Source organism: Streptomyces sp. NBC_01750, from assembly GCF_035918095.1.
In the GTDB taxonomy this organism is placed as follows: Bacteria; Actinomycetota; Actinomycetes; order Streptomycetales; family Streptomycetaceae; genus Streptomyces.
Window position 1 is genome coordinate 4899705 of the sequence record NZ_CP109137.1, and the last position, 16581, is coordinate 4916285.

General features: G+C 70.0%; 16 protein-coding genes. 11 read left to right on the forward strand and 5 right to left on the reverse strand.

The genetic code is table 11. From position 1 onward, the window contains the following. Positions 1 to 55: 55 nt before the first annotated feature. Positions 56 to 1717 (reverse strand): serine/threonine-protein kinase, encoded by a 1662-nt coding sequence (locus tag OG966_RS22140; protein ID WP_326651511.1) that lies wholly within the window; start codon positions 1715 to 1717, stop codon positions 56 to 58. A 168-nt stretch (positions 1718 to 1885) separates the two neighbouring features. Between OG966_RS22140 and OG966_RS22145 the strand changes: the two genes are divergently transcribed. Beyond that, positions 1886 to 2377: a VOC family protein gene (locus OG966_RS22145; protein ID WP_326651512.1), complete on the forward strand. Its 492-nt coding sequence runs from the start codon at positions 1886 to 1888 to the stop codon at positions 2375 to 2377. Here the strand turns inward: OG966_RS22145 and OG966_RS22150 are convergent. Both OG966_RS22150 and OG966_RS22155 read right to left on the reverse strand, forming a co-directional pair. Next, a complete protein-coding gene (locus OG966_RS22150; RefSeq protein WP_326651513.1) occupies positions 2340 to 2810 on the reverse strand; it encodes a MarR family winged helix-turn-helix transcriptional regulator in 471 nt (156 codons plus the stop codon). The two genes, OG966_RS22145 and OG966_RS22150, sit on opposite strands and share 38 nt — an antisense overlap. Continuing rightward, positions 2807 to 3400 (reverse strand): type 1 glutamine amidotransferase family protein, encoded by a 594-nt coding sequence (locus OG966_RS22155; RefSeq protein ID WP_326651514.1) that lies wholly within the window; start codon positions 3398 to 3400, stop codon positions 2807 to 2809. Before OG966_RS22155 ends, OG966_RS22150 begins: the two co-directional genes overlap by 4 nt. Before the next feature lie 362 nt (positions 3401 to 3762). Between OG966_RS22155 and OG966_RS22160 the strand changes: the two genes are divergently transcribed. Beyond that, positions 3763 to 5118 carry an aspartate aminotransferase family protein gene (locus tag OG966_RS22160; RefSeq protein ID WP_326651515.1) on the forward strand — a complete coding sequence of 452 codons (1356 nt, stop codon included), beginning with the start codon at positions 3763 to 3765 and terminating at the stop codon, positions 5116 to 5118. 38 nt (positions 5119 to 5156) lie between these two features. Here the strand turns inward: OG966_RS22160 and OG966_RS22165 are convergent, their stop codons facing one another. After that, positions 5157 to 5615: a hypothetical protein gene (locus OG966_RS22165; RefSeq protein WP_326651516.1), complete on the reverse strand. Its 459-nt coding sequence runs from the start codon at positions 5613 to 5615 to the stop codon at positions 5157 to 5159. A gap of 103 nt (positions 5616 to 5718) precedes the next feature. On the opposite strand from OG966_RS22165, the gene OG966_RS22170 reads away from it, so the two are divergent. The 4 genes from OG966_RS22170 (at position 5719) to OG966_RS22185 (ending at position 10743) form a co-directional block, all read left to right on the forward strand. Continuing rightward, complete coding sequence (locus OG966_RS22170; protein ID WP_326651517.1) at positions 5719 to 6399, forward strand: GntR family transcriptional regulator; 681 nt, start codon at positions 5719 to 5721, stop codon at positions 6397 to 6399. Continuing rightward, complete coding sequence (locus OG966_RS22175) at positions 6396 to 8882, forward strand: dolichyl-phosphate beta-glucosyltransferase (RefSeq protein ID WP_326651518.1); 2487 nt, start codon at positions 6396 to 6398, stop codon at positions 8880 to 8882. Before OG966_RS22170 ends, OG966_RS22175 begins: the two co-directional genes overlap by 4 nt. 102 nt (positions 8883 to 8984) lie before the next feature. After that, the gene (locus tag OG966_RS22180) at positions 8985 to 9635 is read left to right on the forward strand and encodes a hypothetical protein (RefSeq protein WP_326651519.1); all 651 of its coding nucleotides are present in this window, start codon (positions 8985 to 8987) and stop codon (positions 9633 to 9635) included. Between the two features lie 61 nt (positions 9636 to 9696). After that, the gene (locus OG966_RS22185; protein WP_326651521.1) at positions 9697 to 10743 is read left to right on the forward strand and encodes a class I SAM-dependent methyltransferase; all 1047 of its coding nucleotides are present in this window, start codon (positions 9697 to 9699) and stop codon (positions 10741 to 10743) included. A gap of 124 nt (positions 10744 to 10867) precedes the next feature. Here OG966_RS22185 and OG966_RS22190 read toward each other — a convergent pair whose 3' ends face one another. Further along, a complete protein-coding gene (locus OG966_RS22190; protein ID WP_326651522.1) occupies positions 10868 to 11605 on the reverse strand; it encodes an SLATT domain-containing protein in 738 nt (245 codons plus the stop codon). 305 nt (positions 11606 to 11910) lie between these two features. Here OG966_RS22190 and OG966_RS22195 point away from each other — a divergent pair, with 305 nt between their 5' ends. The 5 genes from OG966_RS22195 (at position 11911) to OG966_RS22215 (ending at position 16314) form a co-directional block, all read left to right on the forward strand. After that, positions 11911 to 12246 (forward strand): YbaB/EbfC family nucleoid-associated protein, encoded by a 336-nt coding sequence (locus tag OG966_RS22195; RefSeq protein WP_326655319.1) that lies wholly within the window; start codon positions 11911 to 11913, stop codon positions 12244 to 12246. A 55-nt stretch (positions 12247 to 12301) separates the two neighbouring features. Continuing rightward, complete coding sequence (recR, locus tag OG966_RS22200; protein WP_326651523.1) at positions 12302 to 12901, forward strand: recombination mediator RecR; 600 nt, start codon at positions 12302 to 12304, stop codon at positions 12899 to 12901. Next, positions 12894 to 13553, forward strand: coding sequence for a DUF5063 domain-containing protein (locus tag OG966_RS22205; RefSeq protein ID WP_326651524.1), 660 nt, complete (start codon positions 12894 to 12896; stop codon positions 13551 to 13553). Before recR ends, OG966_RS22205 begins: the two co-directional genes overlap by 8 nt. A gap of 350 nt (positions 13554 to 13903) precedes the next feature. After that, positions 13904 to 15175, forward strand: coding sequence for an aspartate kinase (locus tag OG966_RS22210; RefSeq protein WP_326651525.1), 1272 nt, complete (start codon positions 13904 to 13906; stop codon positions 15173 to 15175). Beyond that, complete coding sequence (locus OG966_RS22215; RefSeq protein ID WP_326651526.1) at positions 15172 to 16314, forward strand: aspartate-semialdehyde dehydrogenase; 1143 nt, start codon at positions 15172 to 15174, stop codon at positions 16312 to 16314. The genes OG966_RS22210 and OG966_RS22215 overlap by 4 nt, the downstream gene beginning before the upstream one ends. Positions 16315 to 16581: the final 267 nt, after the last annotated feature.

Sequence of the window (16581 nt, forward strand, 5' to 3'; positions counted from 1 at the left end):
CTACCGTCCCCGGCACGGAGGAACGGTTCGGGCGGTGCTCCGGCCGAGCCCCTGATCAGCTCGTCTTCGTGTACGTGAGCGGCGCACCGCCCGAGCCCACCAGCTCGCGCACGATCGTCGTTCTGTCGGGCATGTCCAGGCGGCTCCACTGACCCGGTGAGCACTGCTTCGGATCGCCGAAGGTGACCTGGGTCGGGCCGAGTTCGAGGGGTGGGCCCGGGGCGCGGAGGGTGGCCGACCAGCGGCAGTCGTAGTTCGGTCCGGTGCCCGACAGGGTCATGACCTGGGTGCCGGCCGTGCCCTGGGTGATCGTCATGGTGCGGACGTTGGTGCCGTCGGCGGTGTCGAAGGATGCCTGCCAGGTGCCGACGTACTCCTGCGGGACGCCGCCGGCCGCCGTGCCGGGATCGGTCGGCGGCGTGGTGGCGGGGGCCGCCGGCGATGAGGTCAGCGGCGAGGGGGCCTTCGAGGCCGGCGACTTGGAGTCGGTGGACGCGGGCCGCTTGCCGTCGTCCCCCATGAACGCGTACACCGAGCCGCCGGCCCCGACCGCTACGACCAGGGCCACCGCGACGAGGGCGATGGTGCCGCCCTTCCTCCGTGGCGCGGGGCCGTACGGGAGGGTGTTGGGGGCGTACGGAGCCGGTGCGGGGGCGTTGGGAACCGGTGACGGGCCGCTGTACGGGTAGCCGTACCCGTACGCGGGGGGCGGGGTCGGCGGGGGCGTGGACTGCGGCATGGGGGGCTTCGGGGCGGCGACCGCGGTCATCGTCGGCGGCTGTTCCGGGGCCGGGGCCCTTGCCGGTGCGGGGGCCGCCGGTTGCTCCACCTCCAGCAACTGCACAGCATGGCGGCCCAGTTGGGCGATCAGCGCGCCGGGCAGCCAGGGCTCGCCGTCCGCGTCGGAGGTCGTACGCTCCAGGATCCGCGCGAGCGTCGGACGGGACCCGGGGTCCTTGTTGAGGCAGTCGCGTACGAGCTCGAGCAGAGATTCCGGAAGGCCGGCCAGGTCCGGCTCCTCCTGCGCGATACGGAACATCAGCGCGTGCACACCACTGTCGGCCGAGCCGAACGGGAGGCGGCCCGTCGCCGCGTAGGCGAGGACGGAGCCGAGGCAGAAGATGTCGCAGGCGGTGGTGACGCGGTCGCCGCGTACCTGCTCGGGAGCCATGAAACCGGGCGAACCGACGAGCGCGCCGGTGCGGGTGAGACCGCCGTCGGTGACCGTTTCCAGGGCACGGGCTATGCCGAAGTCGATGACCCGGGGGCCGTCGATCGTGATCAGGATGTTGGACGGCTTGAGGTCGCGGTGGATGAGTTCGGCGCCGTGGATGTTCTCGAGCGCGTGCGCGAGGCCGGCGGCGAGGATGCGGACGGAACGCTCCGGGAGGGGGCCGTGACCGCCGGAGACGACGGTGTGGAGCGCGGGTCCCGCGATGTAGCCGGTGGCGACCCACGGGACGGGGGCCTCGGTGTCGGCATCGAGTACGGGTGCGGTCCACTCGCCGCCGACGCGCAGGGCCGCGCGCACTTCCTGGCGGAATCGGTTGCGGAACTCCTCCTGCACGGCGAGTTCCTGGCGTACGAGCTTGACGGCGACGGTGCGGCCGCGGTCGTTGCGCGCGAGGTAGACCTGGCCCATGCCGCCCGCGCCGAGCCGGGCCAGCAGACGGTACTCGCCGATGTGCCGTGGATCTGCCGGTGCCAGTGGCTCCATCGCCGCGCGCCCTTCCCCCGTGCCGGACCTGCTTCGTGCCGGACGTGCTTCCGTTTCCGACAGACCGAGAATAGTGGGCGTCGAGGTGACCCTTATAGGTCAGGATCCGACCTCATTGGCCCATACCGTCGGACTCACGAACGCAACCCCGTACGCGAGGAGACTGTCATGGCCGTCAAGCCGGTTCCCGGGGGCTGCACCAGCGTCACACCCTGGATCATTTCGCAGGACACGGCGGGTGTCATCGACTACCTGAAGGCCGCTTTCGGGGCGGTGGAGTTGGGCCGGATGACCGGCGAGGACGGTCGGATCGGGCATGCGGAGGTACGGATCGGGGACGCGCTGGTGATGCTGTTCGACGCGGGGGGCGCCGACTGGCCGCCGACACCGGCGTTCCTGCGGCTGTACGTCGAGGACGCGGACGCCGTGCACCGGCGGGCGGTTGAATGCGGCGGCGAATCGGTGACCGAGGTGACGCACCTCTTCTTCGGGGACCGGGTCGGCCGGGTGCGGGACCCGTTCGGGAACCTGTGGTGGATCCAGACGCACGTCGAGGATGTGAGCGAGGCGGAGATGGGGCGGCGCCTGGCGGATCCGGCGTTCACCGAGGCGCTGGACTACGTCAGGAACGCGGACTTTTTTCCTGGGGCGCGGGACTGAGGCTGTCGAGGGCTTCGGAGAGCCGGTCGAGCACCCGGGCCGTTTCGGCGAACTGCTCGGGGCCGAGGGCCTCGGCGAGGCGGGCCGCCAGTTCCGCGTGACCGGGGCCGATCTTCGCGATCGCGGCGCGGCCCTCGTCGGTGGGGCGGAGCAGTTTGGCGCGTCGGTGGGCGGGGTTGGGTTCGTACGCTGCGAGGCCACGCTCGACGAGCAGATCGGCGATGCGCTGCACGCTCTGACGGGTGATGCCCATGTCGCGGGCGATCCCGGCGACGGGCAGCGGATCGCGCAGTACGGCTCCAAGGACCTGCCACCAGGCGGCGGTCAGTCCGGCCGGCTTCGCCAACTCCTCCGAGACGGCGAGGAATTGGCCGTTCAGCCGGAAGACGCCGAGCGCCGTCCGGCTGAGCAGGTCCTGCTGTTCGCGGCTCATGAGTGAAGGACCCCGAATGCGGAGGCGTCCGAGTCGTGGAACAGGCGGTACCAGGCGTCCAGCTTCTCGCCCTCGTACACGCCGAGCCGTGCGAATACCTCGCGGGCGAATGCGACGGGCTCGGTCGGCCCCGCGGTGATCAGATCGCCGTCGGTGACGGCGTCGGTGTCGCGGTAGTGCTCACCGCCCTTGTATCCGGTGGCCTCGAGGTAGAAGGAGGCGGCACTTGTGTGCTCGCGATCGTCGAGCAGCCCTTCACGGGCGAGCCCGGCGGTGGCACCGCAGATGCCGGCGACGGGCACGGAGGCCTCGAGAAACGCGCGGGCCTTGGCGGCGAAGGGGGCGAGATCGTCACCGGTGTCCCAGAGCCGCGCGCCGGTGAGGATGAGCAGGGCGCTGTCCTCGGGCCGGAGGTCGGCGAGAGCGAGATCGGGCTGGATACGGACGCCGCCCATGGTGGTGACGGTGTCGGTGGTGGGCCCGACGGTCTGCACGGTGAAGCCGTTCTGGGTGAGATGGGCGGTCGTGTGGCCCGTCTCCCAGTCGGCGTAGGTGTCGTACACGGCGAGATGAACGGTGCGGGTGTTCATGGCGTCCTCCTGAGCCCGATGACCGATGACAGCAGGCTGTCATGTCGACAGTCTGCTGTCAATGCTTGGGGTGCGTTTCAAGCCCGTCCGGTGATTGGCGCGAATCAAGCCCGTCCGGCGTTTTGAGGACATGCGGCCGAATGCCGCATACGGGCTGGGGGCTGCCCCCGGTTCGATAAGGGGCGGGTAGGGGAACAGGCGCGCCACAGGCGCACCCCCGTACCCAACCTGTGCCCGCACCGCGGGGACGGGTCCGTGACCAGGCGCTTCGTCCCGGGGGCGACACACTGCCCAGGAACCCGGCTCAGGCCATACACCGTGGCCATGTCCGCCCTCACCCGAGCGTCTCTACCCTTGGCCGCATGACCCCTCATCCCGACCCTCAGGCCGGCGCGGCCGTCAAGGCCGCAGACCGCGCGCATGTGTTCCACTCCTGGTCCGCCCAGGGCCTGATCGACCCGCTCGCCGTCGCCGGTGCCGAGGGCTCGTACTTCTGGGACTACGACGGGAACCGCTACCTCGACTTCACCAGCGGCCTCGTCTACACCAACATCGGGTACCAGCACCCCAAGGTCGTCGCCGCGATCCAGGAGCAGGCCGGCAAGCTCACCACCTTCGCTCCCGCGTTCGCCGTCGAGGCCCGCTCCGAGGCCGCACGCCTCATAGCCGAGCGCACCCCCGGCGACCTCGACAAGATCTTCTTCACCAACGGCGGCGCCGAGGCCGTCGAGAACGCCATCAGGATGGCCCGGCTGCACACGGGCCGTCCGAAGGTCCTGAGCACCTACCGCTCGTACCACGGCGGCACCGCGACCGCGGTCAACGTCACCGGAGACCCGCGCCGCTGGGCCTCCGACAACGGCACGTCGGGTGTCGTCCACTTCTGGGGGCCGTTCCTCTACCGGTCGCCGTTCTACGCGGAGACCGAGGAGCAGGAGTGCGCCCGCGCGCTCCAGCACCTTCAGGACACGATCGCCTTCGAGGGTCCGGCGACGATCGCCGCGATCATCCTGGAGACGATCCCCGGGACCGCCGGGATCATGACCCCGCCGCCCGGCTACCTCGCGGGCGTGCGCGAGATCTGCGACCGGTACGGCATCGTCTTCATCCTCGACGAGGTCATGGCGGGCTTCGGCCGTACCGGTGAGTGGTTCGCCGCCGACCACTTCGACGTCGTGCCCGACCTGCTGACCTTCGCGAAGGGCGTCAACTCCGGGTACGTACCGCTCGGCGGCGTCGCGATCTCCGGTGCGATCGCGGAGACCTTCGAGACGCGTCCGTACCCCGGCGGGCTCACGTACTCCGGCCACCCGCTGGCCTGCGCCGCCGCGATCGCCACGATCGGGGTGATGGAGGAGGAGAAGGTCGTCGAGCACGCGGCTCGCATCGGAGAGACGGTCCTCGGCCCGGGGCTCCGGGAGCTCGCCGAGCGCCACCCGAGCGTGGGCGAGGTGCGCGGCACGGGCGTGTTCTGGGCGCTGGACCTGGTCAAGGACAGGGAGACGCGCGAGCCGCTGGTGCCGTACAACGCCACGGGCGCGGCGAACGCGCCGATGGCCGCCTTCGCCGCCGCGTGCAAGAAGAACGGCCTGTGGCCCTTCGTGAACATGAACCGGACGCACGCGGTCCCGCCGTGCAACGTCACCGAGGCGGACGCGAAGGAGGGCCTGGCGGCGCTGGACGCCGCGCTGTCGGTTGCCGACGAGCACGTGGCGTAGGCCGGGCCCCGGTCCGGAACCCCGCGCCATCCCGCGCCTCAACCGCCGGCGGGGCCGTAATCCGGCCCCGCCGGCTCCACCTCCAGGAACCGGCGGCGCCGCGGCCCTCGGTACAGCAGCGCCTCCCACCCCATCCGGCCCAGTGCCGCCGCGCATGCGGTCAGCCTGCTCTCCTCCTCCTGGGGCGCCCCGCTGCCCGGCGGGCCCAGCCAGTCCACGCAGACCATGCGCGGGCGCTCCGAAGCGCGTACGCGGTAGCCCGTCGCCGTCCGCGCGCCCGAGGCATCGAGTGCGGAGGCCGGGACGCCCGCCGCCTCCAGGGCCAGGGCGACCGCACGCACCATCTGCTTGAGCTCCCAGGCCGCCGGTGCGGTGTCCGTCACGCGGCGGATCTGCAGCAGGCCTTGAAAGGCGACCTGTACCTCCGCCGTCCTTTCCCGCTCTGGCAGGGCGGACAGAAGCCCGTCGCCGGTGGCCACCTCGAAGACGTCAGCCACGCATACCTCCCCTTCCGGACACCGTCAGGACCGTACGCCCGCGCCCGGTGCATCCCGCCCTGGCCTATCGTGTCCGGGACCCCTGGTGAAGGAGAAGGCCACGATGCGCGGTACCGGCAGCAGTACCGCTGTCACCCGCAACACCCTGCGGCAGCAGATCGCGGATGCGCTGCGTGACGAGGTGCTCGCCGGGCGTTTGCGGCCCGGGCAGGAATTCACTGTCAAGCAGATCGCCGAGCAGTACGGCGTTTCCGCGACCCCCGTCAGGGAAGCCCTCGTCGACCTCTCCGCCCAGGGACTGCTCGACTCCGACCAGCACCGGGGCTTCAAAGTGCACCGGTTCACGGTCGACGACTACCGCGGCATGGTCGAGGCGCGTTCGCTGATCGTGGACGGCATCTTCCGCCGTGTCGACCTGCGCGGCTCGACCGGAGTGCACGGCCGGGCGCTGGAGTCCGTACGCCGCCGGGCCGAGGAGGCCGCCCGCGCGGCGCGCGTCGGGGATCTGAACATCCTCATCGGATATGACCTGCGCTTCTGGCACGAGCTCAGCTCGGTCGTCGCCAACCGCTACATATCCGACTTCCTGCACCGGCTGCGGGTCCAGGCCTGGGTGTTCGCCGTCCCGTATCTGCGGAGCGACACGGAGCTGCGGGACTGGCTGTGGAGCGGGCACGAGGACCTGGTGGACGCCGTCACCTCCGGCGAGGCCGAGCCCGTGCGCGCGGTCATCCGCGCGTACAACGACCATGCGCTCGCGTGGGCGGATCGGCTGGAACGGTGAGCGCGGACGTGGGCGTGGATCTGAGGGCGGGGGCGAACGCGGGTGCCGGCGTGGACCTGAGCGTCGTCGTTCCGGCGTACAACGAGGAGGGCCGGCTGCGGCCCACCCTGGACGCGATCTGCGCGCATCTACGCGCGGAACCGGGCCGCTGGGGCGACTGGGAGCTGATCGTCGTCGACGACGGCTCGAGCGACGCCACCGCGAAGATCGCCCAGGAGGCCGCGGCCGAGGAGCCGCGCATCCACCTGGTCTCCAGCAACGGCAACCGCGGCAAGGGCAGCGCACTGCGCCTCGGGGTGCTCGCCTCGTACGGCCGGCGCGTCCTGATCACCGACGCGGACCTCGCGACCCCCATCGAGGAGCTGGACCGGCTCGACAAACAGCTCGCCGCGGAGGACAGCGCGGCGGCGATCGGCTCGCGCGCGCACCCCGACTCCCAGATCGAGGTGCACCAGCGGCGGATGCGCGAATGGCTCGGCCGGATGGGCAACCGGCTCATACGTGCCGTCGCCGTCTCCGGCATCCACGACACCCAGTGCGGCTTCAAGCTCTTCGACGGAGACAAGGCGCGGGCGGCCTTCGCCGATTCACGGCTCGACGGATGGGGCATCGACGTCGAGATTCTCCGGTTCTTCCGGCGCGCGGGCTGGCCGGTCACGGAGGTCCCGGTGCGCTGGTCGCACCAGGCGGGCTCCAAGGTCAGACCACTGGACTACGGCAAGGTGCTGCTGGAGCTGCTGCGGCTGCGCGCGCGTGCCCTGCGGCGGGCGGACCTCGCCGTCGCCGGGTTCTTCCTCCTCGCCTCCGTACTGCTCTACAAGGGGCTGTGGACCGACCTCGACCGCGGCTACCTCGCCGACTCGGGGCAGGACCAGAACCAGTGGGAGTGGTTCTTCGCGGTCACCGCCGACAATGTCGCGCATCTGCGGAACCCGCTGTTCACGACGCTGCAGGGCTATCCCGACGGTGTGAACCTGATGGCGAACACCGTCATGCTCGGGCTCTCCGTCCCGCTCACGCCGGTGACTCTGCTGCTCGGGCCGACGGTCACCTGGGCGCTGGTGCTCACGCTCGGGCTCGCCGCGACCGCCGTCGCCTGGTACTGGCTGATCGCCCGGCGGCTGGTGAAGAACCGGTGGGCGGCGGCCGTCGGCGGTGGTTTCGCGGCCTTCGCGCCGCCGATGATCTCGCACGGCAACGCGCATCCCAACTTCCTTGTGCTCTTCATGATCCCGGTGATCATCGACCGGGCGCTGCGGCTGTGCGAGGGCCGCAATGTCGTCCGCGACGGGGTCCTGCTCGGGCTGTTCGCGACGTACCAGATCCTCCTCGGCGAGGAGCCGCTGCTGCTCGCGTCGATCGGCATGCTGCTCTTCGCGCTCTCGTACGCACTTCTGCGCCGCGATGTGGCACGGGCGGCCCTGCGGCCGCTCTTGCGCGGCCTCGGTGTCGCGGCCGTCGTCTGTCTGCCGCTGGTCGCCGTCCCGCTGGGCTGGCAGTTCTTCGGCCCGCAGAGCTACAAGAGCGTGCTGCACGGCGACAACGCGGGAAACAGCCCGCTCGCCTTCCTGGAGTTCGCGGGCCGTTCGCTGCTGGGCTCCGACGAGGGCGCGGACCCGCTCGCGATGAACCGCACCGAGCAGAACGCCTTCTTCGGCTGGCCGCTGATCGCGCTGGCGGCGGCGATCGTGGTGCGGCTGTGGCGGCTCGCGGCGGTCAAGGCGCTGGCTTTCACCGGCCTCGCCGCGGCGTTCCTGTCGCTCGGACCCACGTTCCGTATCCCGTACACGGACACCGTGCTCACGGGTCCGTGGCGGGCGCTCGCGCATCAGCCGCTCTTCGAGTCGGTCATCGAGTCGCGGGTCGCGATGATCTGCGCGCCGGTCCTCGGAGTGCTGCTCGCACTGGCCGCGGACCGGCTGCTGGCCACGCGGGACCGCGTGAACCAGGTGGTGGGACTCGCGGCGGTGGCCGCCGCCCTGCTGCCGGTGCTGCCGACGCCGTATCCGGTGCGGGAGCGGTCCGAGATCCCGGCGTTCATCACGGAAGGGATGTACCGCGCCTACGTCTCCGAGGGCCAGTCGGTGGTGACCGTTCCGCTGCCGAATCCCGGCAGCGCGGAGGCGCTGCACTGGCAGTCGGCCACCGGGCTCGGGTTCCCGGTCGCCGGCGGCTACTTCAACGGGCCGTGGGGACCGGACCGTATCGGTATCTACGGCGCGACGCCCCGCCACACCTCCAACCTCCTCAACGACGTCCGCAACAACGGGCGCGTCCCGGTGATCGGCCGCAACTGGCAGGCGCAGGCGCGCGGCGATCTGGCGGCATGGAAGGCGGGCGTGGTGGTGCTGGAGCCGCAGTACAACGACGGGGCGCTGTATGCGACCGTGGAGAAACTGCTCGGGCAGCCGGGGAAGCGGGTGGGCGGAGTGTGGGTATGGGATGTGCGGGACCCGAAGGATTCCGTTCGGACAGGCAGTTGACCGGCACCCTTCGCCGAATGTGTCCGTGGCATTACGCTGTCCCGACCATCGCACGACCTCGCCCGACACCGTGCCCGATCCCATTGGAGAGCGAGCTTTCCCTTGGCCTGTGACCTGTGGTTGGTCCCCCTTGTCGATGTGCTGTGCCACAGCCCCGACAATCCCTTCGCCGAAGAGATCGCGTCCTACGACAAAGCCCTCACCGATGCCGGCCTGCCCACGGTCCCCGTATTCGCCTATATGCCGGGCCTCTCGGGCGATGTGGCGCCGGTCGCGGGCTTCGACTACGACGCGCTGCACTTCCTGCGCCGCGCGTATCTGCTGCAGCTGTGCGGTCTCGCGGTGACGCCGGTGGACGAACTGGGCGGTGACTACGAGCAATTGCTGGAGATGTTCGAGTCGACGGCCCAGCAGTCGCATCTGGTCTGGCACTACGACCATGCGGGCGCGTACGTCCCCGTGGACTTCGGCTCCCCGCTGTCCAACGACGAACTGCTGGCGGGCGGCGGCCCGCTGGGCTCCACGCAGGGTCTGCTGCGGGAACTGGAGTATGTCGCGCCGTCGATCGGCATCGACCCGGCGAACCCGCCGGACGCGCCGCAGCCGCCGGACCGTCCCACCTCGCTGGAGGAGCCGGCGGGACCGATTCCGTACGACGAGAGTCCGTTCGCCCGGGAACGGCATGTGTGGCTGGGACTGCACGCGGCGGCTACGCGGAGCCTCGGCCAGGGCTCAATGATCATTTTCAGCTGACGCCATCCGTTGAACGCGCGGCCTTAAGCTCCGGGTCATCTCGGCCCGGTAGGACCGGGGCATGTCACAGACGAGTACTCCGGCACAGTCCCCCGCGGTGGCGACCGCGGGGGAGCGCGTGGACGAGACCGCGGACCGGACTGCGGACCCGACCGCGGACCCGACCGTGAAGGAAACTGTGGAAGAACTTCCCAGGCCGAGGCGTTTCGCGGACGTCAAGGGCTGGTTCTGGCCGGCCGACCAACTGCTCTTCGACTGGTTCCTGACCCATCAGCGGGACACGGATCCGCAGGGCCGTGGGGATCTGCTCGAGCTCGGCGCGTATCTGGGCAAGAGCGCGATCTTCGTGGGTGGGTATCTGCGGGACGGGGAGGAGTTCACGGTCTGCGACCTCTGGGACTCCCCGGCGCCGGACGACCCCAACAGCGCGGAGATGGGCCGGTCGTACTCGACGCTCACGCGCCGTGCCTTCGAGGCGAACTACCTGTCGTTCCACGACACGCTGCCCACGCTGGTGCAGGCGCCGACCTCGGTGATCACCTCCAGGGTCGGCCCCGGCAGCTGCCGCTTCGTACACGTCGACGCCTCGCATCTTTACGAGCATGTCCACGGCGACATCGAGGCGGCGCGGGAGCTGCTGCAGCCCGAGGGCATCGTGGCCTTCGACGACTTCCGCGCCGAGCACTGTCCGGGCGTCTCGGCGGCGGTGTGGGGCGCGGTGCCCACGACGGGCCTGAAACCGATCTGCATCACGGGCACAAAGCTGTACGGCACATGGGGCGACCCCGCGCCGGTGCGGGAGGCGCTGCTGGCGTGGCTGGGTACGCGTGAGGACCTCTGGCACGGGGTGGAGGAGGTTGCGGGCCGCCCGCTGGTCCGGATCAAGGGCAAGAAGGCGAAGGTGCCTGCGCAGCCGCGGTCCCGCCATGAGCCGGAGCCGGATTCGGCGCCCGAGCCGGCCCCTGAGCCGCGCGTGGGCGCCTCCGCGCCGCGTGTGCCCGCGGCGGCCACACCTCCGCGCCCGCCCCGCTCCCGCATCCGCCGCCTGGTCAGGGACCTGCTCCCGCCGATCCTGACCCGGGCGATCGTGCGCCGACGGAAAGCCTGACTGTCCGAACCTGACTGTCCGAACCTGACTGTCCGAAAACCAGCCCGGCCGCGATTTCGGCCCGACCGGCGACGGAGGACACACCCGCACCGCAGGGGCCCCGCACCCGGGGCCCCACCCCACCTCAGCGCGGCGTCTCCGGCGGGCGCTGGCGCGGCATGTTCGGCCGCGTACCCGGCGGCAACGGCACCCGTCCCGGTGCCGGCCCCGTGTCCGGCCGTCCCGCGCCCGGGCTCATCGACTGCATCACCAGCGGCGCGGGCCCGCCCGGACGGAACTCCGCCATCCAGTCGGCGGTCTCCGAACGCACCAGCTCCGTGACGTCCTCCGAGAACCTGCGCAGTACCCCGAGGCACCGCTCCGACGCCTCGCTCGCCGTGCCCTCCGTCGGGCCCAGCACCTCGCGTACGCACTCCGACGCCCAGTCGAACTGCAGCGCCTGCAGTCTGCGCTGCACCCTCTGCGCCGTCGCGACATTCCTTATCCAGCCCGAAGTCAGCCCGAAATACCGGTCGCAGGCCAGGCACGCCGCACCCAGCAGCAGGGACAGGTACCCCCAGCCCGAAGCGCCGTCCAGCGCGGCCGTCAGATCGAGAAGGAGGAGCGCCGTCCCGGCGATCACCCCCAGAGCCGTACCGATCCGCAGCACACGCGCCGTACGCCGCTTCCACACGCGGTCCGCCAGGTACCACTCCGCCGTGCGCAGCCCCGCCGCCTCGACCCATCTGTAGAGCTCGTCGAGGCGCTCCGCCGGCTCTCCCCAGTCGCCGAGCGGAAACGGCATTCCAGTCAGATCACCGCGCGGCGCTTCGCCACGCTCCTCCCGGGCCGGCCCCCCGGGCTGCATCTCCGGCTGGCTCACCCTTGCACTCCTCTACGACTGACAACAGACGCGACAACAGACGCGACGACTGAAGTAACACTGCGTGACGTACGGTGCGCGCGCGCATCCTGATGTGTATGCCCTTCCTACCGCCGAATGGTGGGCTGTGGTCCGGAAAGCCCCGTATTTCCGCCCGCAAGAGGGTCTCGATCGGTAGGGGCGATCCGCCCCCCCGGCTCGAAGATCACTCGAAAGAGTTGGTCATTGCAGGGTGGGGCGGGCTGCCCGGTGACCACGTAGGCTCGGCTTACCGAACAATCGTCGTCGAAATGCCAGGAGTGACCGTGATTCCCGGTGGTGGCCAGCCCAATATGCAGCAGCTCCTCCAGCAGGCCCAGAAAATGCAGCAGGATCTCGCACAGGCCCAGGAGGAGCTGGCACAGACCGAGGTAGACGGTCAGGCGGGCGGCGGCCTGGTGAAGGCCACCGTCACCGGCTCCGGCGAGCTGCGCAGCCTCGTCATCGACCCCAAGGCCGTCGACCCCGAGGACACCGAGACCCTCGCTGACCTCGTCGTCGCCGCCGTCCAGGCCGCGAACGAGAACGCACAGCAGCTGCAGCAGCAGAAACTCGGCCCGCTCGCCCAGGGTCTGGGCGGCATGCCGGGCCTGCCCTTCTAACAGCGCGGCCCACCAACTACCGTAAGCGTCAAAGCAGTCCAGGAGAGGCGTTCCGTTGTACGAAGGCGTGGTTCAGGACCTCATCGACGAACTGGGCAGGCTGCCCGGCGTCGGTCCCAAGAGCGCGCAGCGGATCGCCTTCCACATCCTGCAGGCCGAGCCGACCGACGTCCGACGCCTCGCACACGCCCTCCTCGAGGTGAAGGACAAGGTCCGCTTCTGCTCGGTGTGCGGCAATGTCGCGCAGCAGGAGCAGTGCAACATCTGCCGCGACCCGCGCCGCGACCAGTCGGTCATCTGCGTGGTGGAGGAGCCGAAGGATGTCGTCGCGGTCGAGCGGACCCGCGAGTTCCGGGGCCGCTACCACGTGCTCGGCGGGGCCATCAGCCCCATTGAGGGCGTGGGCCCCGACGACCTGCGGATTCGCGAGTTGCTTGCCCGTCTCGCCGACGGAACGATCACCGAACTGATCCTGGCCACGGACCCCAATCTGGAGGGCGAGGCCACCGCCACCTACCTGGCACGCATGGTCAAGCCGATGGGACTGAGGGTCACGCGGCTGGCCAGCGGTCTCCCTGTGGGGGGAGACTTGGAATACGCCGACGAGGTCACGCTCGGGCGTGCCTTCGAGGGGAGACGACTTCTCGATGTCTGACGCCATGCTGCACGCCACTAGCCAGGACCCGGACTCCTTCGCGGTCCAGATCGCCGACTCGATCGAATCCTTCATCGTCGCGACCACGGAAGTCGCGAAGGGTGACGAGCCCGACAGCGCGGTGCCGTTCATGCTGCTGGAGATCTCGCAACTCCTGCTGACGGGCGGCCGGCTGGGCGCGCACGAGGACATCGTCCCGGACGAGCGGTACGAACCGGACACCGGCCCGGACCTGGACGTCACCGACCTGCGCGAGCGGTTCGCGGTGCTGCTGGACCCGGTGGACATCTTCTCCGAGGTCTTCGACCCGTACGAGCCGCGCAAGGCCCCGGTCGCCTGCCGGATCTCCGACAACCTCGCGGACATCGTCACCGACCTGCGCCACGGCCTGGCCCATTACCGCGCGGGCCGTGTCAGCGAGGCGCTGTGGTGGTGGCAGTTCTCGTACTTCTCCAACTGGGGCCCGACCGCATCCGCGACGCTGCGCGCCCTGCAGTCGCTGGTCGCCCATGTCCGCCTCGACCAGCCGCTGGACGAGCTGGACGGCCTGGACACGGACGAGGACCTGGCCGAGGAGGCGCTGGCCGAGGAGGCCGGCAAGGTCATGGCGGAGGAGCTGGCGGGCCCGCTCGGCCTGCGCACGGTCACCTGATCGCAGAGCTGCCAAAACGCTCGCAAGGACGGGAGTTGGCGTCGCCGCCGCCCGGCCGGACCCTGCGATGACATCGGCAGCGTCACGACAGGCGAAGGTGCGCACGTGTCCGATCGGTATGTGACCCGTTCGCGATCGGCATGTGAGCCGCCCCACACTCCGCGTACTGCGCCTGACCCCGGGCAGGAGTCGGTCCGAGCGGCCGTGGCCTCCGTCCCATGATCACAGAGTGAGCGGGACATCTCACGATGTGATACCACCGGGGCGGAGGGCGGCCGCTCGTTAGACTGAGCCGACCGCAGTAGTGACTGCAGCAACGACTGCAGTACTGAACCGAGCGAGGAGCGCACGTGGGCCTTGTCGTGCAGAAGTACGGAGGTTCCTCCGTTGCCGATGCCGAGGGCATCAAGCGCGTCGCCAAGCGAATCGTCGATGCCAAGAAGAACGGCCACCAGGTGGTCGTCGTGGTATCCGCGATGGGCGACACGACGGACGAGCTGATCGATCTCGCCGAGCAGGTATCCCCGATCCCTGCCGGGCGCGAATTCGACATGCTGCTGACCGCGGGAGAGCGGATCTCCATGGCCCTGCTGGCCATGGCGATCAAAAACCTGGGCCACGAGGCCCAGTCGTTCACCGGCAGTCAGGCAGGCGTCATCACGGACTCGGTCCACAACAAAGCGCGCATCATCGATGTGACGCCGGGCCGGATCCGTACGGCGCTCGACGAGGGCAATATCGCCATTGTCGCCGGCTTCCAGGGTGTGTCCCAGGACAAGAAGGACATCACCACCCTCGGCCGGGGCGGCTCCGACACCACCGCCGTCGCCCTCGCCGCCGCGCTGGACGCCGAGGTCTGTGAGATCTACACCGACGTCGACGGCGTCTTCACCGCCGACCCGCGGGTCGTGAAGAAGGCGCAGAAGATCGACTGGATCTCCTTCGAGGACATGCTGGAGCTCGCCGCCTCCGGCTCCAAGGTGCTACTGCACCGCTGCGTCGAGTACGCACGCCGATACAACATCCCGATCCACGTCCGCTCGTCCTTCTCCGGGCTGCGCGGAACCTGGGTCAGCAACGAGCCGCAAGGGGACCAGCAGGTGGAGCACGCCATCATCTCCGGAGTCGCCCACGACGTCTCCGAGGCCAAGGTCACGGTCGTCGGAGTGCCGGACAAGCCGGGCGAGGCCGCGGCCATCTTCCGTACGATCGCGAACGCCGAGATCAACATCGACATGGTCGTCCAGAACGTCTCGGCGGCCGCCACCGCGCTGACCGACATCTCCTTCACCCTCCCCAAGACCGAGGGCCGCAAGGCCATCGACGCCCTGGAGAAGGCGAAGGCCGGGATCGGCTTCGAATCGCTGCGCTACGACGACCAGATCGGCAAGATCTCGCTCGTGGGCGCCGGTATGAAGACCAACCCCGGCGTCACCGCCTCCTTCTTCGAGGCGCTGTCCGACGCGGGCGTGAACATCGAGCTGATCTCCACCTCGGAGATCCGTATCTCGGTGGTCACCCGCGCCGACGACGTCAACGAGGCCGTGCGCGCCGTGCACTCCGCCTTCGGTCTCGACAGCGACTCCGACGAGGCGGTCGTCTACGGAGGCACCGGGCGATGACCCGCAAGCCGACGCTCGCGGTCCTCGGAGCGACCGGAGCCGTCGGCGCTGTGATGCTCCAGATCCTGTCGCAGCACGCCGATATCTGGGGCGATATACGACTCCTCGCCTCGCCGCGCTCCGCCGGCCGCAAGCTGGCCGTGCGCGGCGAGGAGACCGAGGTCGTCGCGCTGAGCGAAGACGCCCTCGAGGGCGTCGACGTCGCGCTCTTCCTCGTACCGGCAGAGGTGTCCGAGCGGTGGGCGCCGGTCGCCGCTGCCAAGGGCGCGGTGGTCGTGGACAACTCGGCGGCCTTCCGGATGGACCCGGATGTGCCGCTGGTCGTCCCCGAGGTCAATCCGCATGCCGTACGGACCCGGCCGCGTGGCATTGTCGCGAGCCCGCACGACACCACGCTCGCCATGCTTCCTGCGGTGGGCGCGCTGCACGCGGAGTTCGGGCTCCGCGAACTGGTGGTCTCCTCGTACCAGGCCGTCAGCGGCGCGGGACGGGACGCCGTCGGTGCGCTGCGGTCGCAGCTGTCGATGGTCGCCGGTACGGAGCTGGGCACCGGTCCCGGAGACGTACGCCGTGCCGTGGGCGACGAACTCGAACCCTTCGCGGCACCGATCGCGCTCAATGTGGTGCCCTGGTCCGGCACGCTCGAGGACGGCGGCTGGTCCTCGGAGGAGCTGGGGCTGCGGGCCGAGACGCGCAAGATCCTTGATCTTCCGGGGCTGCGGGTGGCGGCGACGTTCGTACGCGTACCGGTCATCACCACGCACTCCCTCGCGGTGCACGCGCGCTTCGAGAGCGAGGTCACGGTGGAGCGGGCGCACGAGATTCTGGCGACCTCGCCCGGTGTGGTGCTCTACGACGATCCGGCGGCGGGCGACTTCCCCACGCCTGCGGATGTGGTGGGAACGGATCCGACCTGGGTGGGCCGGGTGCGGCGGGCGCCGGACGACGTCTGTGCGCTGGAACTCTTCGTCTGCGGCGACAACCTCCGCAAGGGGGCGGCGCTGAATTCCGCGCAGATCGCTGAGGCGGTCGCCGCCGAAATCGGGCCGCGGCTCGCAGCCGGCTCCGACACCGGCTCCGGCTCCCGCTCTGATGCCGGCTCCGGCGACGGCACCGGCTCTGGATCCCGCTCTGCCTAATGGGGGGCGATGGAACCGGAGGCCTTTGTAAGATCTGTGTACGCCCTGTGAGCAAGTCGAAGGTCTGTACCACTTGAACTGGGGTGCAAGGATGTTCGACGATTCGCTTCCCCCCTTGCTGCAACCGGCAGTTGGGCGGGAAGCGTCTTTGCGGTTGCCCCTCACGGTGCCGCGAAATATGGGGCATTGGGGAAGAGCGGGTACGCATGAGTGCATTTGGAGCACCGCCAAAAACGGTGGCGTACGCGTACAACCCTGACGGGGGGA